The sequence below is a fragment of the Microlunatus ginsengisoli genome (genome assembly GCF_039537205.1).
Lineage (GTDB): Bacteria > Actinomycetota > Actinomycetes > Propionibacteriales > Propionibacteriaceae > Microlunatus > Microlunatus ginsengisoli.
In genome coordinates, this window is sequence record NZ_BAABAB010000031.1 from 1 (window position 1) to 22,447 (window position 22,447).

Annotated in this window: 15 protein-coding genes; 10 read left to right on the forward strand and 5 right to left on the reverse strand. The window is 68.1% G+C overall.

Features of this window, described 5'->3' with window-relative positions; genetic code table 11:
- Positions 1-1,762 (forward strand): D-alanyl-D-alanine carboxypeptidase family protein (locus ABD747_RS19575; protein WP_344807748.1); only part of this gene is annotated, 1,762 nt, incomplete at its 5' end.
- 293 nt (positions 1,763-2,055) lie between these two features.
- Here ABD747_RS19575 and ABD747_RS19580 read toward each other — a convergent pair.
- Positions 2,056-2,472 (reverse strand): PPOX class F420-dependent oxidoreductase, encoded by a 417-nt coding sequence (locus ABD747_RS19580; protein WP_344807752.1) that lies wholly within the window; start codon positions 2,470-2,472, stop codon positions 2,056-2,058.
- Positions 2,473-2,938: 466 nt separating this feature from the next.
- On the opposite strand from ABD747_RS19580, the gene ABD747_RS19585 reads away from it, so the two are divergent.
- Positions 2,939-4,780, forward strand: coding sequence for a hypothetical protein (locus tag ABD747_RS19585; RefSeq protein WP_344807753.1), 1,842 nt, complete (start codon positions 2,939-2,941; stop codon positions 4,778-4,780).
- Positions 4,781-4,990: 210 nt separating this feature from the next.
- Entirely contained in the window at positions 4,991-6,178 is a 1,188-nt protein-coding gene (locus ABD747_RS19590; protein ID WP_344807756.1) for a helix-turn-helix domain-containing protein, read from the forward strand.
- Here the strand turns inward: ABD747_RS19590 and ABD747_RS19595 are convergent.
- Entirely contained in the window at positions 6,152-7,183 is a 1,032-nt protein-coding gene (locus ABD747_RS19595) for an NAD-dependent epimerase/dehydratase family protein (protein WP_344807758.1), read from the reverse strand. The two genes, ABD747_RS19590 and ABD747_RS19595, sit on opposite strands and share 27 nt — an antisense overlap.
- Before the next feature lie 976 nt (positions 7,184-8,159).
- Between ABD747_RS19595 and ABD747_RS19600 the strand changes: the two genes are divergently transcribed.
- The 3 genes from ABD747_RS19600 (at position 8,160) to ABD747_RS19610 (ending at position 11,377) form a co-directional block, all read left to right on the forward strand.
- The gene (locus ABD747_RS19600) at positions 8,160-8,909 is read left to right on the forward strand and encodes a hypothetical protein (RefSeq protein WP_344807760.1); all 750 of its coding nucleotides are present in this window, start codon (positions 8,160-8,162) and stop codon (positions 8,907-8,909) included.
- Positions 8,910-9,228: 319 nt separating this feature from the next.
- On the forward strand, positions 9,229-9,681 hold the full coding sequence (locus ABD747_RS19605; RefSeq protein WP_344807761.1) for a lamin tail domain-containing protein: 453 nt from the start codon (positions 9,229-9,231) through the stop codon (positions 9,679-9,681).
- Between the two features lie 499 nt (positions 9,682-10,180).
- Positions 10,181-11,377 (forward strand): GmrSD restriction endonuclease domain-containing protein, encoded by a 1,197-nt coding sequence (locus ABD747_RS19610; RefSeq protein ID WP_344807763.1) that lies wholly within the window; start codon positions 10,181-10,183, stop codon positions 11,375-11,377.
- Between the two features lie 194 nt (positions 11,378-11,571).
- On the opposite strand, the gene ABD747_RS19615 is transcribed toward ABD747_RS19610, so the two are convergent.
- Positions 11,572-12,408 carry a hypothetical protein gene (locus ABD747_RS19615; RefSeq protein ID WP_344807765.1) on the reverse strand — a complete coding sequence of 279 codons (837 nt, stop codon included), beginning with the start codon at positions 12,406-12,408 and terminating at the stop codon, positions 11,572-11,574.
- 1,136 nt (positions 12,409-13,544) lie between these two features.
- Between ABD747_RS19615 and ABD747_RS19620 the strand changes: the two genes are divergently transcribed.
- Both ABD747_RS19620 and ABD747_RS19625 read left to right on the forward strand, forming a co-directional pair.
- Positions 13,545-14,900: a Fic family protein gene (locus ABD747_RS19620; protein WP_344807767.1), complete on the forward strand. Its 1,356-nt coding sequence runs from the start codon at positions 13,545-13,547 to the stop codon at positions 14,898-14,900.
- Between the two features lie 5 nt (positions 14,901-14,905).
- The gene (locus tag ABD747_RS19625) at positions 14,906-15,607 is read left to right on the forward strand and encodes a DUF6308 family protein (RefSeq protein WP_344807769.1); all 702 of its coding nucleotides are present in this window, start codon (positions 14,906-14,908) and stop codon (positions 15,605-15,607) included.
- A gap of 89 nt (positions 15,608-15,696) precedes the next feature.
- Here ABD747_RS19625 and ABD747_RS19630 read toward each other — a convergent pair whose 3' ends face one another.
- Both ABD747_RS19630 and ABD747_RS19635 read right to left on the reverse strand, forming a co-directional pair.
- Positions 15,697-18,387 (reverse strand): hypothetical protein, encoded by a 2,691-nt coding sequence (locus tag ABD747_RS19630; protein WP_344807771.1) that lies wholly within the window; start codon positions 18,385-18,387, stop codon positions 15,697-15,699.
- Positions 18,384-19,871, reverse strand: a complete 1,488-nt coding sequence (locus ABD747_RS19635) for a hypothetical protein (protein WP_344807773.1) — start codon at positions 19,869-19,871, stop codon at positions 18,384-18,386. The genes ABD747_RS19630 and ABD747_RS19635 overlap by 4 nt, the downstream gene beginning before the upstream one ends.
- A 134-nt stretch (positions 19,872-20,005) precedes the next feature.
- On the opposite strand from ABD747_RS19635, the gene ABD747_RS19640 reads away from it, so the two are divergent.
- Positions 20,006-21,763, forward strand: coding sequence for a type I restriction-modification system subunit M (locus ABD747_RS19640; RefSeq protein ID WP_344807775.1), 1,758 nt, complete (start codon positions 20,006-20,008; stop codon positions 21,761-21,763).
- 11 nt (positions 21,764-21,774) lie between these two features.
- Entirely contained in the window at positions 21,775-22,446 is a 672-nt protein-coding gene (locus ABD747_RS19645; protein ID WP_344807777.1) for a restriction endonuclease subunit S, read from the forward strand.
- The last annotated feature ends 1 nt before the right edge of the window (position 22,447 follow it).

A 22,447-nucleotide genomic window follows, 5' to 3' on the forward strand; every position in this document is an offset into this window, starting at 1 on the left:
CCTGGACAACACGACGCGGCACATCCACGTGTCGGTCGGCTCGCACGTCTGCGAGGCCGACCCGAACCGCATCTTCAACGACGCCGCACTCGCCCGGCTGTGGCCGACCTGGAACCGCGGCGCGTGCGCCACCGACCCGGCGAAGACCGCGGCCATCCGGCAGGTCGCCGACTTCCGCGACCAGCAGCTCTGGCCCGCCATTCGCCGCGGCATGGGAGTGCCGGGGACACTCGCGGAGGAGATGGCGGAGGGCGTCTGTCGAGAAGGCGCGCCGGTGGCCGCGTTCCACAACAACGACGCCAGTTCTAGCATCGACATCCTGTCCTATTGCCCGGGCGGCAGCGGGCCGGCGGGCTGTGGGTCGTCGGCCGGTCGGGAGGCCCGCGCCGGCGCGACGGACACGTCGGTCCCCGGCAATCCGCACATCGAGCCGGCCGAGGATAAGGACGACTTCTTCCTCGTTACCCGGCGCGCCGACTTCGACGCCCTGGTGGCCCAGCACCGCAACGTCGTGCTGCAGTCCCCGAGTGTGCGCGACGACGGGTCGCTGTCGGTCCGCTTCGCCTTCGGCCGGTACGCCAACGTCGAGGCACAGCTCGGCGGTCCGGCGACGCGCAACGAGGCGATGGGTGAGCAGGCCATCACCCAGCTCGGCGCCGCCTGTCGGCTACCTGGCTCCGGTGGTTCACCGGGCGGCGGCGGCGCGCCGGTGCAGCGCCGGCCGATCCCGGTGCAGCGCCAGCCGGAGCCGGGCACGGACGCACCGGAGGGTGTCGAGCAGCCCGGGAGTCTGGCTGCTGTGCTGCGCTGGCTCGGGCACCTGTACGACGAGATCGTCCGGGTCCTCCAGCAGCTCGGCACGATGCCCGAGCCGATGCCGCGCGAGGCTCCGCCACCGCGCGGTCTGCCGGCGGGCTGCCGGACGTTCGCCGACCAAGCCGAGCTGGACGCCGCGAAGGTCCGGATCAGCAGCGGCGTGCTCGCCCGGATGCCGGAGCGGGACGTGATCAGCTGGATCGTCGGCCTGGCGGCGCCGCCGGCCAGCGTCACCCGGGAGGCTGAGTCGCAGCGGGACTGCATGCTGGCCGCGATCCGGATAGCCGCCCGTCGACCCGGCTCGCCGCTGCGGCTGTCGTCCGGTCCACCCACACGCTCCGGCCGGCGCGACTTCGCCCAGCAGCGGGCGATCTGGCAGCGCAAGTTCGAGTTCCTGGACCGCGCCCACGGCGGCCGGCCCTTCGACAAGGTCTCCGACCGGGCCAGGGCGCGCTGCGGCCCGCTGGTCGGCAGCGCCACCCGGTGGGACCCCGACAACCCCGACCACCGGACCTGCTGGCTGAGCACCCTCACCGCTGACGAGCGCCAGCAGGAGATTCTCGGCGCCTCCAGCGCGCCCGGCATCTCACGGCACCACTGGGGCACCGACTTCGACCTCTTCGACCCGGACATGAACCCGTCCGAGTGGGAGGCCGGCGGCGCGTTCGCCGACGAGTACAGCTGGATGATGCGCAACGCCTCGACGTACGGCTTCATCCAGTCGTTCACCGCGACGTCGACCTTCATGACCGCCGGCTACATCGAGGAGCGCTGGCACTGGTCGTACTACCCGGCGGCCCAGGCGCTGCTGGAGTTCGCCCGCACGCACCAGGCCGACGTCGAGGCCCGGCTGGTGGCCGAGTGGGGCGCTGCTCCGGAGTTCAGCCACATCCGCACCCAGTGGCGCAATTTCATGTTCAACGTGAACGAACGAGGCCGGTTCTGACGCCCGCTTCGACCCGCGGTGCTGAGGGGTCTCGTTAGTCTTCACGCGGCCGAGCTGTGGCTGTGGTTCACAGAAGCCGACCCCCCCGAGCACCTCGAGCTGCTCACCACCAGGCTCACGCGGCGGGAAAGCTGACTCGCGTCCTCGAGCCGCCGGAAACCACCTCGGCAGCCCTAGCTGCGCCGCAAGCCGTCGGTCGCGCGGGATGCTCCCGGTGGTCGTCCGTCAATCGAGACCGCCGGAGTGACCTTTTCGAAGCCGGTCGCCCCGGTGGTTGTCGGGCCTGACCGCTTTTAGTCCGCCAGCCTCGCTATCCCGGTCATCCGAGCGGGCGTGAGTCGGCCGAGCAGGTCGTCCGGGAAGCCCTCGCCGGTCGCGTACGCCGCTGCCGCCTCCGCTCCTATGTACCGCGCGGCGCCGATCTCTCCCCAGTGCCGGACCTGCTCGATGTCGTCGATGAGAGTCACCGGACCCTCCACCTGCGCGAAGGAGAACGGAGGGTGCGGGTCGTCGACCGAGACTGCGGCGTACGCGGCCCGACGTAGGTTGCGTGCCTTCACCGACGACGAGTGGGTAACGAAGACCAGATCCTCGCCGTCGACAACGAACCAGATGGGCACCACGTGCGGGCGTCCGTCAGACCGCACCGTCGCCAGATGCGCCGTCGGCGCGCCAGCGGCAAGGAAGGCCAAGACCTGCTGATCGTTCATGGGTGCTGGCACTGCTCGGTCTCCCTCCTCGCGGTGCTTCTTCCGCGCAACCGCGTGCACCTCGATCTCGGAGATCAACATCCTACGTGCGGATTCAGCAGGGCGACCCCGCCCGACTTCAGTACCCCTCGCGGTGAGGGGTGCCGACTGCCGGACGCTCGGACAGGCCGTTCGGAAGCCGACGGTGTGACGGCCGCGCACCGTTCGCGGCAGGCGACCGAAGCTCATCGGACGTCGGTCGGTCGAGCACTCACCCGAGAGCGGTCGTGTGAGCAGCCTCCGCGCCATCGGCTAGCGACCGCACCTCGATCCCGCAAGACCCGCCCGTGAAGTTGCCCGGTGAACGGAGGTCAAACGACGATCTTCAGCCGAAGCCTTCCCGGGCCGCCCGACGTGTTGATCGGAAGCTCTGGCCAAGGCCCAGCCGGACCGCCGTCGCTCCGCGGTGCGCGCCGCCCGTCGCCGCATGGCGCAGAGTGTGACCACGGACGCGCCCACCGGGGATGCGAGCGGCTCCGGTACCGGCGAGGAGAGATCACACCGGGAGGAGATCAAGATCCCGCTCCCGGACGGCTTCGACCCGGCAAAGCACCAGGGCGTCTTGCTGCGGAGGCTCGCGGAGCGGCGCGGGGCCGGCTGGAGGCTCGACCTGATCGACATGAACCGGCGGGTGGCGTTCGCCTCCCGCACCCTGACGCTCACGCAGGTGCAGGCGGTGACCAAGTCGATGAAGGTGGTCGCGTTGCAGACCGACGTCAAGCCGGCGGACGGGGAACGTCTCGCGGCCCAGTTCGCCGCGCAGTTCCCCGGCTTCCAGATGACCGGGTTCGAGCCGCACATCGGCCGGGCCGAGCTGACCATGATGTCGCCGGCGGAAGTCCACGCTCGGGCCGCGGTCGCCGAGCTGATGCGGGTCAAGCCCTGGCAGGTCCAGGTTTCGGCGCGAATCGGCGGCGGCTTCGACATGGTGCTGCCGTCCGGCTACCTGCCCAGCCGGCACGACGAGAAGCTGAACGAGGTCGCCCGGTCGGTGATCGGTGAGCCGGGCTGGTATGCGAGATTCGACGGCCGGGCCCGCCGGGGCGCGGTCATACCCGGCCGGTTGCCCAGCTTCCCGCCATCGGTGCCGCATCCGTTGGGACGCGTGATAAGGCCCGATGTCCGGACGCGATGGAATGCCGAAGCCGGCGACTGGGGCCGTATCCCGATCGGCGTGCTGCTCGCCGGGCCCGGGGAACCGGATGGCGAGTTGCTGCGGACCGACTTCGAGGCGAACCCGTCGATGCAGATCTCGGGGGTGATGGGCAGTGGCAAAGGCGTCCTGATCAACTCGCTGATCACCGGGGCGCTCGCCCACGGCCTCGAGGTCGGGCTGGTGGACGCCGTGAAGGCCTGCGTCGACTACGTCGACTTCAAACCGTTCCTGAAGCCCGGGTTCTGCGCGGAGAACCTCGAGCAGGCCGTCTGCGTGCTGCAGATGGCCTACGACGAGGGCCAGCGACGCCGCAAGCTGATCAAGAAGCGTCAGGTGCAGAAATTCGCCCAGCTGCCGACCAGCGCGGCCGTCCGGCCGCTGCTCGTCGTCGTCGACGAGGCGACATCCCTGCTGCAGGCCGAGCCGGTGCCGAAGGGCCTGCCGAAGGACTCTCCCCTGCTGGCCGAGGTCGGCGAACGGAACATGCTGCGGGCCACCACACTGAACCTGTTGAGCAAGATCCCCCGTGAGCTCCGGTTCGCCGGCGTCATCCTTGTGCTGGCTTCGCAGGTCGCCTCCTCGACCGTCGGCATCCCGACCGAACTGCGCGCCAACCTGCCCGCGAAGATCCTCCTCGGCCCGAAGCCGACCGAGAACAACCGCCGACTGGCCCTCGCCAACCACGACCTGGTGCCGACCATCCCCGGCCACATCGCCGACGACCCCGGCGGCGCCGCCCGCGGAGTCGGGGTGTTCGAGTTCCAGGGCCGCTCCACCGGCGTGTTCAAAGCGTTCTACAGCCCGCCGGCCGAGCTCGCCGGCTGGCTCCGCTCCCTGCGCATGCCAGTCTGCGACGACCCCGCCCCGACGCCCGAGCAGATGGCGAGACATGTACCGACCTTCGCTTCCGCGGACGGCGAACCGCGATGCCCGGGCGACGACGCGCCGCGCCGCGGCGGCAGGGCGCCGTCCGGGCGGTCGTCCGCGGCCATCCGCACCGAGATGGGCGACAACTGGGACATCGACCCGGGAACGGGTGGCCGCCTCACCGGGCAGGCCAGGGCCAACAAGGCAAGGCACGTGTCCGCTCAAGTCGCCCGCGGGTCCGCCTGATTCGTGAACGCGGCAAAGCGCCGGAGCCATACCCAGCGCGTGAACCCCGATCTGTCCGTGCCGCGTTGCACACTGGCTCACATGCCTTCCGTTCGAGCCGGTACGGATCTGGTAGGGCCCTTGCGCCCGCCCATCGACACGTCGGCTGATCGCGTTGCAGTAGCGGTTTGGGACGGCCGGTCCGCCTGCGCGCTGCGGAGCGCGGCGCGCATGTCACAGGAGACGTTCGCTGAAAAGGTCGGGGTGGGCGTCCGGACCGTGAGCAAGTGGCATCAGCATCCTGACTCCGAACTCCGACCCGTCACAGCCGCCATGCTCGACACGTTCGTCGAGAACCTTGACCCGGGCGCGCGTCGACGGTTCTCGCTAGCGATGGCGGGTGTCAGCATCACAGCGCTCGCTCGACTGGACGAAAGCGACTGGCTCTTGGCGGCAGCGGCCGATGCATCGTTGGATGCGCTGTCGAGGTCGAGCCAGGTCGGGCCGGAGGTACTCCCGGACCTGATCCAGCACGTGATGCAGATCGCTCGCGGCTACGACAGCGCATCCCGAACGGCAGCGTTTCGACACGCCCAAGCGATGCGCCAGTTGGCTGCGCACCTCGCCGACACCACGAGCAGGCCCAGCGAACTCGCCGATATCTATCTGGCACTCGGCCAGCTCGACGCCCTGATGGCGTCCCTGGCATTCGACCTCGGAAGCTGGGAAGCCGCCGCACAGCTCGCACGGGCCTCCACTCGTTACGCCGATCTTGCTGGCCACACGTCTCTGCATGCGTGGACCCTTGGGCTGGAAGCCACCCTCGCCTTCTGGTCCGGTGACGGGCACCGCGCCTTGGATCTCGCCAACGCCGCACTCGCGATTGCTCCCGCAGGGGCGCCGAGGTTTCGACTCCGCCACATCGCCGCACGAGCGCACGGCGTTTTGGGCGACGCGCATGCCACCCGACGGGTACTCGAACAGGCATGCGACGATCGCGACACCGCCGACACATCCAGGGACGAGCTTCACGACGTCATCGGGGGCGAGTTCGCCTTCGGCGACGCTCGCGCGGCCGCCTGTGCTGGCGCCGCGTGGCTGAGACTCGGCCGCGGCCGTGAGGCCCTTGCGGACACCCAGCGGGCGCTGGCATTCCATTTCTCGGGGGCCGCGCCCACCAGTCCCGGAGTGGTTCACGGGGCGGGCGTCGACACCGCCGCCGCATTCCTGCTCCAAGGAGACGTGACAAGTGCGGAATGCTTCCTGCGACCCGTACTGGAGCTGGATTCGGACCCGATCAACTGCTCTTTGGGTGGGCGGCTGGACAGTGTCGCCGAGCTTCTCGAGCACACGCCGGGCGCGGCGGCGAGCGCCCTCGGCACCGACGTCAGATCATGGCTCTCCTGCGCGAACGTCTAGACAGCGAAGCAGCTGCAGCTCGCGTTCTGCGCTCAGGCCAACCTCTCCGGCTCGATCTCGACCGTCGATTCGACCTCCACCCTCCATCCAGGCCCACGTGTCAGCAACGGTCTCTGCGAGCGGTCGGGTGCTGAGTCCGACGGCCTCCGCGCGTGAGGAGCTGACCTCCCACACCCCACGAGACACCCGCCAGAGGGGCAGCTCCGACCACTGCCTGACCCCGCAGCGGAGGAGGACCTCGTCGTCGGTCCAGACCAGAGTCGCGTCACCCGAGGTGACTCGCATGCAGTGCGCAAGCAGGTCGCCGAATGTCGAAGAACGGATAGGTGCCGTGACGTTGAAGTCACCGACATGGTTCGCGGTCGCGCATTGCAGGGCGAACGTTGCCAGGTCGCGAACGTCGACCGGCTGGATGGCCCGATCCGCTGGGCCGGGCGCGACGACACGGCCGCCCTTGCTGATCCGCGCCAGCCACCAGACGAGCCGTCCCACGTACTCCCTCGGACCGAGCACCACCCCCGGCCGAAGGATCGTGCAGCGTTCTGGACCGAACACGTCGCGAACGGCAGCCTCGCACCCAGCCTTCTGGTAGCCGTACCGAGTCGGTCCGTCTTCGACGTCCACACCGAAGTCGGGCCCAGCGTCGGGTGGTGCTTCAAGAAGCCGGGAATCCTCTGTCAGCGGTTCCGCGGGCCAGCCCGCATACACGCTAACGGTGGAGACAAAGACGTAGCCCGCTGTGCAGGCCGACAGGGCTCGGGATACATCCAGCACATTGCCGGGAACGTAGCCCGAGCAATCGAACACCGTGTCCCACTGCCCGGTTCCGGCGAGCGTGATGAGATCTGTGTCGCGGTAGCGGTCACCACGAATGACGTCCACTCCGGGCACGTCCCGTCCGGACTGACCGCGGTTGAAGGTCGTCACGCTCCATCGACGGCCGACCGCCTCTTCGACCAACGCGCGTCCGACAAATCCAGTGCCACCGAGCACCAAGATCTTCACGGGATCATTGTGGACGTATCACGCGGATCGGCCGCGACCCGATCACACGTTGCGCCCAGGTCCGCGGCGCTGCACTGCGAAGCTTGAGCCACGGGCGCTGCGAGGTCTCGCCGGTCGACGGCACCCGATGCGCACGGGCGCGGGCGGGACCCTGATCGGAGTCGCAGGCGCCGTTGACACACGCAGGTCATCTCCTGAGCGGCTGCATCGGGACCGCGTCTTCACCCCTCGGGGCGGTGCTGGTGCAGTGCAGGGGCCGGGTCAGTTCCTGGTGTCAGTGCCGCCGTGCCGATGAACTGGTCGCATGACATCGCCGTCGCGAACGAAACGGCCGGGACGCCTCGCCCGCTGCAGGCGTCGTGGGTACATGACACGGCCGGGATCGGCAGGAGTCCCCCGCGCCTGTCCTCGATCAGCCGACGGCGACACGGGTCGGATGCGGGAGCCGGCCGACCACCCACTCCCGCCACTTGTTCTCGGCTGGCGCGGCACGTACGAGGCATGAGTCCAGCCGCGCCCTGGTCGCACGCCTCCAGAAAGCCATCGTCGACGACTCGTCGACCGAGCAGAGGACCATCGATGCTCCCAGACGGATTATCGAATCTCGGCACGACCGGCATCGACCGCACCGGCGGGCCCAGACGATCGCTGACCAGCGTGGGACCTCCCACCGGATGGCTGCGGCGGATCTCCTACCTTCTCGCGCGCGAGCTTTGCGTGCCACCCAGTGATGCGCTGGACGATGCTTTCCGCGAGGCGTGGGCCGCTGCGACCGCCGCCGGGCATCCGCTGACCGATTCGATCATGGTCCACCTCGTGCGACAGCGAGTCAGAGTCGGCCGTGCGCTGAGCCCTACGACCGCTGAACCGCCCTTGGCTCGTGGGGGCTGACCCATAAGGTTTCCTTGAGCAAAGGGCGGGGGCACGGCCAACATCGAATCGGAGTGCGCCACCTCCTTGCAGCAGACTGGTGCCGATGAAAACGGTCTGGTCTCCACGCTGGCGCTGGGTCCTGCGGATCTCCTGGACCCTCGCCCACACGTGGGGCCTGCTGAGCAGCCGGCTGCCCGGCCCGATCGGCGGAATCGTCGCCGCTCCCCTGGCTCTGCTGAACCTACCGTTCGTGCTCGCGGCGAGGGCGAGCCGGACGCTTGCGGCGGTGTCGCCGCACGCCGCCCTGCTGGCCGTGCCCGTCCGGCCGGTGCGAGCGCGGTTCGCGCACCGGCTGCTGGGCCTGGTGATGACAATCTCGATCATGGTGATCGTCACCGCGATCTCGATCCCCGTGCTCGTTGTCGACATCCTCGTTCTCGACGACGGCCCGTTGAGCACCATCTACTGGACGGTTCTGCTGATGGTGGCGCTCGTCGGCCTCGTCGACGGGATCGGGATGTTCGCCGGTGCCCGGGAAGCGTTCGGCCTGTCCGCACTGCTCGCCGTACGCTACCCGACCCGGTCGGTGGTGCTGCTCGGGACGTTCGGCGCCTGGCCCCGCCACCAGGGTCACGGGCGCCAGCTGATCACTGCCTGCGCAGCGGATCTGCGTCGCGATCCGCACTGGGACGTGGTCGTGGCGGGTGCGGTCACCGACGATCTCGCTGCGCTCTACCAGCGGCTCGGCCTGACCATGATCAGCTCCGCCACGCGCGGACCGCGACGGATCCTGGCGGCCGACCTCCGTCCCGATTGGGCGACGAGCCCCGAACCGCCCCGGATCACCACGTAGCCGGACCTGCCGATCCGGCGGCCGACGCCCTGCACCTCCGCCTGCCCGACCGGTGGACGAGGACACCGAGGCGTGCGGCTCGGTCGCGTCGCCGCGCGATCGCCCCCCCGGGGCTCGGCGAGATCGGCGGCCGGCTCCGGTCCGGCGCGGGATCTGCGTGCGATCCACCCGTCAGGCCGCAACTGCGACCTCTCCTTCGCGGTCCATCGGCTCCTCGTCACCGTGAGGTAACGATTCCCGACGCTGTCCACCGCCGGAGATCCCCGCGGATAGCGTCACGTTCTCACCCAGTTCGTACGAATACACAGGAGGCTGTCCGATGAAGGTTGCTCGACTGGTCGCCAGCATGGCCGCGGCATCGGTGCTCGCGGCGGGAGCACTCGCCACACCGGCGGAGGCGGCCTCACCGAAGGTGCAGATCACCCGCGTGTACGTCAACGCGCCAGGCCCCGACGGGCACACCAACAAGAGCGTCAACGGCGAGTACGTCCGGATCAAGAACAAGGGCAAGAAGTCGGTTTCGCTGAAGGGGTACACGCTGCGCGACCGGCAGCATCACGTCTACACCTTCGGTACCTTCACCCTGAAGCCCGGCAAGACGGTCACCGTGCACACCGGGAAAGGCAAGAACACCTCCGGCACTTTGTACATGGGCCGCGGCTGGCACATCTGGAACAACAGCGGCGGCGACTCCGCCACTCTCAAGAACGCGGGCGGCGGCAAGGTCGACTCGTGCAGTTGGAAGACGGTCAGGTCGTACAAGACCTGCTGACGGGGAGGCCCAGCCGGACGGGTTGTGTTCGGGCCTCCCCCGAGAATCGACCCGCCACCATCCAGATCAGGAGACGAGTCCCGAAACCCCATGTCGATCCGTCGCCCGCCCGCCGCGCTCCCCCGCCACCAAGGGCCGCGCGAAACGCCGACCCGGCGGTCGGAGCCGACAGCTCGACGCGACATCGTCGTCGTCCCACCGAGGCAGCGCACATGACGGCACACGCCGAGGCGCCCCACACCGCCGGGCTCGGGGCCGGCCCCCAGCAAGATCGACGGGTCACCCCGACCAGGGTCTCGGCCCGGCCGGGCCGCTCGCGATGACCCGCCGGTTCAATCCGCCGCCGGGGTGGCCCCAACCGCCGGCCGGGTGGACGCCTCCGGCCGGGTGGCAGCCGCCGCCGGGCCTGCCGACCCCGCCGCACGGATGGCGGTTCTGGATCGACGACGAGGCGCCGGCTGCCACAACGCAACAGGCAGCGGGCCAGAAGCGCTGCCGTGTGGCGACCCTGCTGCAGCGCGCGGGGTGGCGCACGTGGGCCTCGGTGGGCCTCATCTCGATCTTCGCGCTGCTCGGCCTGGTCGCCGGCGTGTCCGGCGCGCTGCTGCTCGGCGGCCTGGCCGCCGCCCTGGTCGGGACGATAGGCCTGGTCCGGCCATCGTGGACGGGGACAGGGTCCAGAAGGATGGCCGGAGCTCTCGTCACCGCCGGCATGGCCGGACTCCTGGGCGGCACAGTCGTGGCGCCCGCCGTTCCCGTCGCCGTGCCGCCACCGGCAGCGACCAGCACACGCACGTCGGCTCCCCCTCCGACACCCGAGCACGCCACGGCAACGCAGGCACCGACCGGCCCGACCACCCCGAGTCGGTCTGCCACCGCCGTACCGTCCCGGCCGGCACCCAGCACGCCACCGCCGGCGCCCGGAACGGCGCTCGCCACCTTGAACCATCTCCCGGTGAAAGGCCGCGCGCCGAAAACCGGATACGACCGGGACAGGTTCGGCGACGGCTGGGCAACCCGCCCGGACGGCTGCACGACCCGTCAGGCCGTGCTGCGCCGCGACCTCGCCGATGTCAGGATCCTCGCGGCCGACGAATGCATCGTTCTCGGCGGGAAGCTCGATGATCCGTACACGGGCACCACGTTCACCGCGAAGACAACCGGCTTCGACGATCTGGCCGTCGATCATGTCGTCGCCCTGTCCGACGCCTGGCAGAAAGGCGCCCGGCGGTGGAGCCGTGCCGAGCGCGAGGCGTTCGCCAACGACCTGCTCAACCTGCAGACCACTCAGAGCCGGGTCAACGCGAGCAAGGGCGACGGCGACGCCGCCACCTGGCTCCCACCCAACACCCGATACCGCTGCAGCTACGTCGCTCGCCAGATCGCCGTCAAGGACGCGTACCGGCTGTCCGTCACGCAGTCGGAGAAGGCGGCCATGCGACGGGTCCTCGCCAAGTGCCCGCAGCAACGGACACCATCCCGGGCCGCCGCACGGAAGGCCGTCGACAAACATCCGACCGTGGTCACACCCACTAAGCCGAACACCGACCGCAAGAAGGCAGCCAGGACCGATCCGAGGTTTCCGACCTGCAAGGCGGCGAACGCCGCCGGCTACGGGCCCTACTACAGCGGTCGGGACCCCGAGTACGGGTGGTACCGCGACAACGACCACGACGGCGTTGTCTGCGAACGATGACCCCGGCATCGTCATACCGGCACGGTGCAAGGCCTGAGCACTGAGCCTCGCGCGGCACGCGTCCGAATCCTCAAGGAGCACGCAGCGCCACCTCGCTCAGATCCTCAGCACCGTGTCTCAGCCGCAGCCAGAGACTGCATGATGCCTGCCTTGGGCGCGATCGGGATCGCTTCGCGTCTAGGGGCGACGTCGATCTACAGCAGGGCGATCGTGTGCCGGTCCCCCGGCGTCGGAAGCAGGTTGGTCGCGTGCGCGACGTACTCGAGATAGCGAGTCATGCTGAGCACGCCGGTGGTCGGATCGGGTGTCTTTTTCACGGTGTCGGGCCTGGTGGTGAGGTCGAGCCAGTCATCGGCGTAGTGGATCCACCATTCACCGCGGTCTTTCCGATCGGCATTGCTGTTGTGCCCTGTCGCTGCCGCATTCTGGTATTCCCAGCGGTGGGTCTCCATCTCCGAGATCGCGAGATCGAGGGCCCGGTAGTAATCATTGCGATTCGTCTGCGTTACGTTGGCCGGTGCCGAGTAGGGCTGATAGCTGCCGAGATTGAATTCCACGTTGGTGCTGTTGCTGATGACATCGACGTTGCCACCCCAATGCTGCTCCTTGGCATCGGTTCGTCGATGTTGGGCCGCGTGGATCAATTCGTGCCGGATCGTGCTGTAGAGCAAGGGGCCGCTCGCGAACGCGCTGGGGCCGATCTCGATGTTGATCTCTGTCCACTGCGCGGGAGCGTGGTAGTTGGTGAGCGCCACGCCGTGATCGCCGAGAGCCGCGTTGTAGCTGATCTGCAGATCGTCGGCGGCTGCACCAGTTTCGGCGGCTGTGCGGCGAAGGTCCGTCGCGATGGTCGCGATCGACGGCAAAGCGACCAGGTAGGCCAGCTTGGCTGCGTACTCGGCGGCACTACCGCCACCGCCCCAGGTCCCCGCCATCGCGTTCAGGTGCAGGCTGGCGGCGTTTCCGATGGCCGGTATGGTAGCCCCGGCATCGACGACCGTGGCGTCGCGGACGTCGGCCCTCTGGACCACCGATCGGGCCAGGAGTCGACCCAGAGCCCGATTTCCGGCGGACTGCTGGAGCCTCACCACGTCACTCGCGCTGAACCTCGCCGGCCCGATCGACGGCTCCCGGCTCGTCGGAACGGACCGCGTTACCGCCAGGCCCCGTGAAACGCTGTTCCGCGCTGTCCGGCGGTCACCGGGCGTGCGGTGTTGACCCACGGTCATGGAGGTTCCGCTCGTTGGACGCATGGCGACGCCGACCGATAATTACGGACATCGTATGTTACTGCGGTCCCGCCCGCTGAGACTACGCTGAACTCGTTCGCAAATCGGTAGGACGCCGACTCAGTAATAGACGTACGACCGCAGGGCCAGATGATCGGAATACTTTCCGCCGGTTTCGGCGGTTGAGATCGTGTCCACGGTGGTGAACCGGGACGCATGTCGCGTCAGCAAGAAGTCGATGCGGCGTGCTCCATTGGTGTCCCAGCTGCTCGAGCGGCCTCGGCCTCCACACGCCTCGGCCATCCGGGTCGCGATAGCCGTGGTCCTTGGCATGCTGCCACCAGCTTTTCGTCGGAGCCTCGGTATTCATGTCTCCAGCCGTAATTCGCAGTGAAGCACCACCGAGATTGGTCAGGGCCGATTCGGCTTCATTCCGGTTCTCGTCGGCACACGCCGGGCCGCTGTGCGTACTGGTCGGCCAGTGGATGCTGGCAACGTTGACGCGCTTCTCCGCGACCTTGTCGTAGAGGCGGACTCCGACATTCACCACCCGGTCCTGGTAACACCTTCTGCGCCGATCTCCAGGTTTCGACAGGGGCCGTTCGCGTAGTCTGCGGAGCATCCGACCGCCACGTCGTGACATTGCGCGGCTGAATCCGTGCCCGCCGAATTTCCTCTGTTGACTAACACGGCTTCCGTCGCGGAGCCGGTCCTTCTACCTCGACGCGGAGTGATCAGCTTCGGGAGCGTTCCGAGTCCACGATCCATCTGTGGTAGCTAGGCGTGTGCCACTCCCTGCGTCGGCTGACCGCTGCCGCTGCTGCTGGTCGTTCTCCGGCGCCGACCGGACGAAGAGCCCGTGTCCCAAAGTGCTGGCAACACGACACCCTGGCGTTCGTTACTCATACTTTTCTCAAAACTGTTAGTAACATAGTGGTGTGCTCACAGATCGCAACGGCCACAGCCATCGCCCGGCCGGCGCACCAGGCGGTGGCCAGTATGCCGCCACCGCGCGCCGAGAGTCCGAGCTCGACCTGGCCGACGCCTCGACGCCGGCAGCCGGGCCGGACCGCGGGCCGTCGCCCTGTCCGGTGCCTGCTGTGGGCCACGAGCAGCACTACTGGGTTGCCGACAACGACGGGACCGCCTCGCGCAAGACGATGGCCGCATCGTCGGGCGAGTATGCCTCGACCGTGCCTCCGCGGATCGTCGGCCTGGTGATCGACCTGCCGGGTGAGCTGGCCGCCGACGCCGAGGAGGCCGCCGCGGCCCTCGCCCGGTTCGACAGCCATGCCCGGGGCAGGCTCGGCCGGGACAGCCCCGCGCTCGGGCCGATGAGTGCGATCCTGCTGCGGACGGAGTCGGCGTCGTCGTCGCAAATCGAGAACCTGACCGTCGGCGCGCGACAGCTCGCCCTCGCCGAGATCGGGCACTCAACCTCCGGCCACGCCGCACAGGTGACCGCGAACGTGCGGACGATGGAGGCGGCGCTGCGGCTGGCCGACCATCTCGACGAACAAGCGATCCTGGCGATGCACCGCGAGCTGATGCAGAGCGTTCCCGGATGGGCTGACCACGCCGGCCGCTACCGCGAGCAGCTTGTCTGGGCGGGTTCTAGCGGCATCACCCCCCTCGGCGCGTCCCACGTCGGACCGCAGGCGGAACTGGTGCCCGAGGCGATGGCCGACCTGGCTACGTACCTCCGACGCGAAGATGTGCCGATCCTGGTCCAGGCCGCGGTCGCCCACGCCCAGTTTGAGACCATCCACCCGTTCGCCGACGGCAACGGCCGCACCGGACGGGCGCTCGTCCAGGCAATCATCCGCGGCAAGGGTCTCTCCATCACCACCACGCCGCCGGTGTCAGCGGGGCTGCTCATCGACACAACCGGGTACTTCGACGCCCTCGACGCCTACCGGGCCGGCGACGCCCGACCCATCATCGAACGGTTCGCGGCCGCCTCCCGCTTCGCCGCACACTCGGGGGTCCGCCTCGTCGACGACCTGGCCACGCAGGTGGAGGCGGGCGCCGAGGCCCTGCACGCCGTCAAGCTGCGACCACAGGCCGCCGGATGGCGCGTGCTGCCGCACCTGGTGGCCCAGCCGGTCGTTAATGCCCGCTACCTGGTGGAACGGTTCGCCATGAGCGACCAGACCGCCCAGCGGGCGCTGGCCCAGCTCAGCGAGGCGGGGGTGCTCGCTGAGCGGACCGGACTGAAGCGATCCAGGATCTGGCAGCACGCGGGCATCCTGGGCGTGCTGGACGCGTACGCGGCCGCGCTGCGGCGAGGATGAGACCCGTGCAGGAGTACCCGGGCATCACCCTCACCGCATCGCTCGAGCCGGGCTCCGAGAATCGAGCTATCGCCGCGCTGAATGCGTACTTCGCTCCCCTCTCAGGAGTCAACAGCGGCTACACCGGAGGCAGGTTCGACGACTTCGACCCTTCTGGCACCAGGGATGCCTCCGTCAATGTCTTCACTGCGGACGATGTGGTGTCGGTGAGCCTGCTCTCAGTCGATGTCGACGGCCGGTCAGCGATCGAGCTTCTGGACCGGCAGCGGCCACGATTCTCCGCCCTTCTCGCCGAGGTCGGACCGGATCTCGACCTCGTCGAGGTCGAGTCCACCGAACCTGACCGGTTCCCGGCGCGTGCGCTGTACCGAGCCCTGCGCGATCTGCCCAATGTTGGGCCGACGACCGCAAGCAAACTGCTGGCCCGTAAGCGTCCCCGGCTCATCCCGATCTACGACTCAGTGATTAACGAGCACGTACTGGGCGGACGCCGCACGCTGTGGGAGCCGCTTCGGCGAGCTCTGCGCGCCGACCACCGTTGGCTGCAGCGGCACCTGCTCGAGCTCAGGGCTGCCGCCGGACTCGGAGAACACATCTCCCCACTGCGGGTCTTCGACGTCCTGGCGTGGATGGACGGTTCCGGCAACGCGGAAAGGGCGATCCGTCCAGGCCAGCAGCCCTTGGTCAAGGGGCGACCGGCGACATGACGAGCCATCACATCCAGCTTGTATGCCGCGCAGACCCATCCTTGCCCGATCGCCTTGACGGAGACGGGGGCGGCTAAATCGCGCGGCGTTCAGATGACAGGCGGCGCCGGGTCGGTGATTCCGACAGATTCGAGGACGGCTGCCGCGTCATCGGTCCGCCAGAATTTCGGTCGAGTGACAATGTCGTAGATCGATTGGGAGTCGCCGAGTCTGGTCTGGCGGGCGAGCGAAGCGGGTCCGACAATGCCGGTAAGCCGCTGGTGCCGCCATCGGATCCGGGTGCTGCCGGTCCGACTGACAGTGACCAGGTCCGGCTTGCGCCACACCACGAGCGCCCAGTCGCCCTTGGGGTTACTGGCCCACACCGCGACTCCTGTGCGGTCCTCCACCTGGCCAATCACCTCAAGGGCACGTTGCGCCGGGTTGGTCAGGTTGCCCTCGAGTTGAAGCATCCGCACGCCCGGTCGGGCGACCGTGTAGTCGAGGGCGAGGATATCGTCGACGTCGCCGAACGGGTCATCCGACAACGCGGCATCGCGGCAGTCGTCGATCTCACCGAGCCAGTAGTCGATCTTGGTGCCTGGGACGAGCGTGTCGAGGTAGAGGGCGGTCACGTCGGGCTCCGCGTCGGCCAGCAGCCGGCCGGCCGACCGGGCCAGCTCGTTGTAGAGAAGTGTGCGTTCGTTGTACGCGCCGAGATCTACCGACCCGCGGACGAGTGCAACGGCGACAGCGCTCAAGCTGCCGACCCGTGCCGCGAGTTGCCGCGGGACGTCTTCCGGCGTCAGACCCCGCACCAGATCGGCCACCAGTCGAAGTGGTTGAAGATCATCGTCCTGCCAGTTGCCGGCCTGCCAGAACCGTAGCGTCACACGCAGGACGAAGAGCCGCAGTTCGACGGGAAGGGTCGGCGCGACCCGAGCCGCATTCTGGCACCACGTACGGCGACGGGTGCGGAGGTACTCGTCGTCGCTGCGCTGGTCGATCGGGTCGGTGGCGTCTGCTGGTCCGTCCGAGATCGTTTCGGCGAGATTGTCGGCGGTGTCCTCATCGAGGCCGGGCACGTCGTCCGGCACGACGGTGTCAATCCATTCCGGCACCCAGCTGTCGATCGCACCCAGCGATGGCAGGGCCAATGCGTAGGAGGCGAGTCCCGGTCCGAGCCTCGCCAAGGTCTCGGACTGGATCCATAGCCACGGCTCGAGATGGTGATCATCGTTCGATCCGACCACGTGCTCGTCCTGAGCACTCCCCGATCGCGAGGCCAGTGCCGCGCCCGATCTCCTGGCAGCGAGTTCGCTCGCGATCGCCGACAGGTCCCCCATCACGGCGCTGAGGAACGACGGGTCGTCACCCCAGAGATCGCTGGGTAGGGAGCGCTGGGTTCGCGAGCGCCTCTCCGAGGGTCCTAGCCGGGTCAGCGCCGCTCGTCGGTCGGTGATGAACTGCACCGCGGACCACCCGCGGACCCCGTCCACGTTTGTCCACGCGAGGCGGATGCGACTTCCACCGGCGGCGTCCAGATCGATGTCGGCCGTCTCGGAACCTGCAACCACTCCGCCGACGACGTGCCACCGGTCCGGCTGGTCGGTGAGGTGGGACATCTCGATCTCAACGCTCCAGCGAACGCGTGCCAGATGGATGGTCACTCCGCCGTCGCGGTCGATGACTGCCGTGATGATCGGAGTACCCAGATCAGTGCTTGCGCCTTCCGACTGCACGACCCGTCCCAGAATCTCCCTGAGATTGACCGGGACGCCCGGCGGGAACAGAGATCCTGCGACCGGACCAACGACTGCGAGCTCGAAGTTGCCTTGGGCTCCCGCCGTCCGCAACAGTGCCGCGACAGACAGGTTCGGACTTCCAGTGAGCGCGCGACGGCTACCGCCACTGGTCCACTCGATCAGCTTGCCGTGCCGATATCGACCCCCAGCCGGGTCCTCCTCGTCTCGTACCACGCGCACGTCGGCATCGGTGGCGCTGTTGTACGCATCGAGGACGGAGGCGATGCTTGCCGGCTCGAACGCGGTCCAGCCAGGTTGCACGGCAAGCCACACCGTCCGGGGCTGGAGGCGGCCGAGCACGGCCCGGACCGCACCGGCGGCAGGATCGTGGAAGGGTGCGCTCAGGAGGAGTTCGTCGACCGGGCCCACGGGCAACTGGTCGATCAGCCGCCCACCCCAACTTGCGGCGAGGCGATGACCGGTATCGATGACGTCGGCCGCGTGGAGCAACTCGTCGAGGTGCCGAGAGCAGCGGCTCAGTGCCTGCTCCGACAGCGGGTCGAGCCGCGCGACGGCGCTCAGCGAGCCGAGCAGATCTCGCAGATCTGCCATGGCGCGAGGAGCGGATGTTCGGTTGGCCAGCAGGACGGTGGCCAGTTCGGCATTGTACTGCCAGCCGCCCAGCGTCAGATTGCCCGAGCCGACGATCGCCACAGCTCGTTCCGGTCCGGCGATGAGTGTCAACTTCGGGTGGAAGGCATGGGTGGTGGCGACAAGGCCGGCATGATAATGGCGGCCCGCGAACCGTACAGAGCGCACATCCGGCGACCAGGCGTCAGCGTCGGCGATTACGGTGACTGCGGCCCCTGCGGCCCTGCACAGGCCGAGCAGCCGGGTCTCCAGGTAGGCGAGGTCGACGTTGAAGGTGAGAAAGAGTGCGTCCGTCGCCTGGCGGTCGCGCTGCGCCTCCTCCGCGGCCACATGCGCGAGCGGCGCGATAACGTGCTGCGGACCGGTCACGGCCAGCTGAGCGGCGTCCTCGAACGGTGCGGTCATAGCGCGCGGCACTCGTCAGTGACGCGCCACAGACCTTCCGCACGTTCCACCCAACCCACGCCGGCGAGGACCGTGGTCAGCGTGTCCCAGCGCAGCGAGATACCACTGCCCGGCTCGCCGCCGTCCCGGAAAACCTGTCCGTCACGGACATAGACCCGCGTCGGTATGCGCAACTGGCCCTGACGTCGGTCGAACCAGGACTTCGACAGGGCGATCTGCTGGGATCGGTGCACCATCTGTTGGGCCAGGAACCCAGCGAAGTCGCGGAGCGGACGGCCCCGCCACTCCTCGACCCGCCCCCGTAACCAGGAGGGTGTCAGCCGTTCGCGATGGTCCATCGGTCCCTCGAAGTACGACCGGACTCGTTCCGGGAGCTCGTCGCTGCGCAGCGCACCGAGCAGCAGAACGTCGAGCCAGCGCTCGGGATCCCCACGATCGTTGACCGCCGGCTCGGCGGCGAGCACGCGCCCGGCATCGCCACCGCGAGCCGACCGGGCGGGAAGGTCGTCGAGGTGCGACTGGAGGGTCCCGTCCGGCAGGGCGCCAGCCAGCAGGTCGCCGAGTTCGGCCAGCGAGATGCACCCGGCGATCTGGCCCACCAGCCAGGCCCACAGGTTCCGCCACGCCTCCACCGACAGGGTCCTGAGCGCGACACCCCGCCAAGCGGGCGTGATCTCGAGATCTTGGAGCACCGGGTCGTCGTCGGTCGACGGATCGTAGAGCAGAAACGGGACGAGGTCACGCTGAGGGTTGCGGACGCCGCCGCTCAACTCGAGCAGCCGCAGAACCATTCGGATGGTTTGGCTGCGCCTGCCGCCTAGTTCCATCGGCCGCGCATCCGACGGAAGGAGCCGGCGCTGGAGCATCCTCCCGTCCGGGGCGTGCGTCGCTCCGCACAGGCACAGGGACTTGTGGTCCCGTAGGACCGCCTGGTCGATCCGATCCTGTTCGGCCAGGTCCAGCAGCGGTCCCAGGCCTGCGCGTACGGCGGCGACGTCGAGCTCCGGGCCGGGACCGGGCAGCCCGCCGGACCACTCCACCAGGCCGAGCAAACCCTCGGACGCGAGATACGGGCCCCAGAATCCCCAATCCGCCTGCGCGTATACGTTCGAGCTGGCGACCTCGGCGACATTCAGCGCGGCACCGCCGCTCAGAGCCGGCCCGATCCGGTCCGAACCGTGGGCGCGGGACATCCCGGGGTGCGGGTCGTGGTGCAGGGTCGAGATCGCCCCCATCACCACCTCGCACCGTCGGACCAGGCGCTGCGCCGCCGCTGCACCGATACTGCGGCCGGCGGTCTCCGCCGCCACCAGGCCGTGTAGCGAGTAGTACCGGGCATGGGGCGTCACCGTCGTCACCCCCGGCAGCAGGCGGCCTACTTGCGCCAGGGCGTGCCGTTCCACGGCCAGCGGGTACCGGCCCGAATAACGTCCGGACTCCCGTGACGTCCATGCCGGTCCGACGACAATGTCGGAGATGCTCACGAACGACATCGTACGGAAGTCGTCGCAACCTCATCGCCCGCGGCACTGGCCGGTCCAGCCCCTGACGCATTTCGTTCGTCAGATGTGGCAACGTGTGACCACGCCCGCCCGACCCGCACGAGGGAGACAATGACGTGAGCAACCTGGGGAACTTCGTGTGGTCGATCGCGGACCAGCTCCGCGGCGTCTACAAGCCCCACCAGTACGGCGACGTGATCCTGCCGATGACCATCCTGCGACGGTTGGACTGCGTGCTCGCCGCGACCCGGGACAAGGTCTGGGAGATCGCCGCCGCCGAGCCACGGGAGGAACTGCGGAACGTCAAGATCCGTCGGGCGACCGGCCTGAACTTCTACAACACGTCCCCCTGGGACTTCGGGAGGCTGACCGGTGACCCGGACGGGCTCGCGGCGAACCTGACCGACTACATCGCCGGCTTTTCGAAGAACATCGACGTCTTCGACCGCTTCCGGTTCGAGAATCAGATCGCAATGATGGCGGAGAAGAATCGGCTGCTGATCGTGGCACAGGCATTCTCCGAGGTGAACCTGCACCCGAAGCTCGTGTCCAACGCTGAGATGGGTGACCTCTTCGAGGAGCTCATCCGGAAGTTCGCCGAAGCCTCCAACGAGACCGCCGGCGAGCATTTCACCCCGCGGGACGCGATCCGGCTGATGGTGGACCTGCTGTTCGCCGAGGACAACGACGCCCTGCAGTCCACGCAGGTGATCCGCACCGTCTACGACCCGACCGCCGGCACCGGTGGCATGCTCTCGGTCGCCGAGGAGTATCTGATCGGCAGCCCGGAGAAGCCCGGCCTCAACCCGGACGCCCGGCTGCGGCTGTACGGGCAGGAGATCAACGACCAGTCCTACGCCATCTGCAAGTCCGACATGATCGTCAAAGGCCAGGACGCCACCAACATCCGGCTCGGCGACACACTCTCCGACGACCTGTTCGCCGGCACCACCTTCGACTACTGCCTGTCGAATCCGCCCTACGGGGTCGACTGGAAAGCCTCCCAGCCCAAGGTGAAAGCGGAGGTGCAGCGGGACGGCGAACGGTCCCGGTTCCCTGGTGGACTGCCGCCGATCAGCGACGGCCAGATGCTGTTCCTGCAGCACCTGGCCACCAAGATGCGACCCGTGCACGAGGGCGGCGGCCGGGCCGCGATCGTCCTGAACGGCTCTCCCCTGTTCACCGGCGGGGCCGAGTCCGGGCCGTCCCAGATCCGCCGCTGGCTGCTCGAGCATGATCTGGTCGACGCGATCGTGGCGCTGCCGACCAACATGTTCTACAACACCGGCATCGCCACCTACGTGTGGATCCTGGACAACACCAAGCACGCCGACCGGATCGGCAAGATTCAGCTGATCGACGGCACCTCGTTCTTCACCAAGATGCGCCGCAACCTCGGGGCCAAGAACCGCGAAGTCTCCGCCCAGGATCGGGCGACGATCCTGAAGCTGTACGACGACTTCGCCGAAACCGAACACTCCAGGATCTTCACCACCGACACGTTCGGCTACTGGACCGTCACGGTCGAACGACCCCTCGTCGACGAGTCGGGCAAGGTCATCCGCGACCGCAAAGGTAGCGCCAAGCCAGACACGAAGCACCGTGACACCGAGAACGTGCCCTTCACCTACGGCGGCAACAGCCGCGGAGCCGACGCCAGGGACGCGGTGGTCAAGGAGTACCTGGAGGCCGAGGTGCTCCCCCACGTACCCGATGCCTGGGTCGACGAGTCGAAGACCAAGACCGGATACGAGATCCCGTTCACCCGCCAGTTCTATAGGTATGTCCCGCCGCGCCCGCTCGAAGAGATCGACGCGGACCTGAACAAGATCATCGGCGAGATCATGGCGTTGCTGCGCGAGGTCGAGTCGTGACAATCACGCGCTTGAAGTGGTTGCTAGTCGAACGCGATAGTCGAGCAGGTAACCGCTGGGAGGAACGTCCGCTACTCTCAGTCTCGATCACGTGGGGCGTTCGCCGTCGCGACGCGGTGACGTCAGATATTCCCAAGGCGCTTGACCTTTCAAACTACAAGACATGTGAGCCCGGCGACTTGGTGATCAATCGAATGAGGGCATTTCAGGGTGCGCTCGGTATCGCGCCTGAGGCGGGCCTCGTCAGTCCTGACTATTCAGTTCTGCGTCCGGTCAACATGGTCAATCGATCTTGGCTGGCATATGTGATGCGGTCCGGTGAATTTGTAAGTGAGATGGCGAGTGTAGTGCGTGGAATCGGGGGGACCGAGAGTGGCAACGTCCGAACACCTCGTCTGAACGTTTCCGAACTCGGTCAGCTCACAGTCGATCTACCGTCACTTGCAGAGCAGGTCGCGATCGCCGACTTCCTCGATCGCGAAACCGCCCGGATCGACACGCTCATCGCGAAGCAGCAGCAACTGATCGAGACGCTGCGCGAGCGTAGAACGTCTCTTGTCAACTCGGCTGTCACTACTGGGCTACATAAGCGCCCGATGAGAGATAGCGGCGACTCCATGCTCGGGATGGTGCCAGTAGACTGGTCAATCGGTCTCGGTTGGTCGAGCCACCGAGTCCCTTGAC

Excerpts from the sequence above, each read along its gene's own strand:
- ABD747_RS19580 (WP_344807752.1), bottom strand. The coding sequence starts at position 2,472 with ATGAACGATCAGCAGGTCTTGGCCTTCCTTGCCGCTGGCGCGCCGACG.
- ABD747_RS19585 (WP_344807753.1), top strand. The coding sequence starts at position 2,939 with ATGGCGCAGAGTGTGACCACGGACGCGCCCACCGGGGATGCGAGCGGC.
- ABD747_RS19590 (WP_344807756.1), top strand. The coding sequence starts at position 4,991 with ATGTCACAGGAGACGTTCGCTGAAAAGGTCGGGGTGGGCGTCCGGACC.
- ABD747_RS19600 (WP_344807760.1), top strand. The coding sequence starts at position 8,160 with ATGAAAACGGTCTGGTCTCCACGCTGGCGCTGGGTCCTGCGGATCTCC.
- ABD747_RS19605 (WP_344807761.1), top strand. The coding sequence starts at position 9,229 with ATGAAGGTTGCTCGACTGGTCGCCAGCATGGCCGCGGCATCGGTGCTC.
- ABD747_RS19630 (WP_344807771.1), bottom strand. The coding sequence starts at position 18,387 with ATGACCGCACCGTTCGAGGACGCCGCTCAGCTGGCCGTGACCGGTCCG.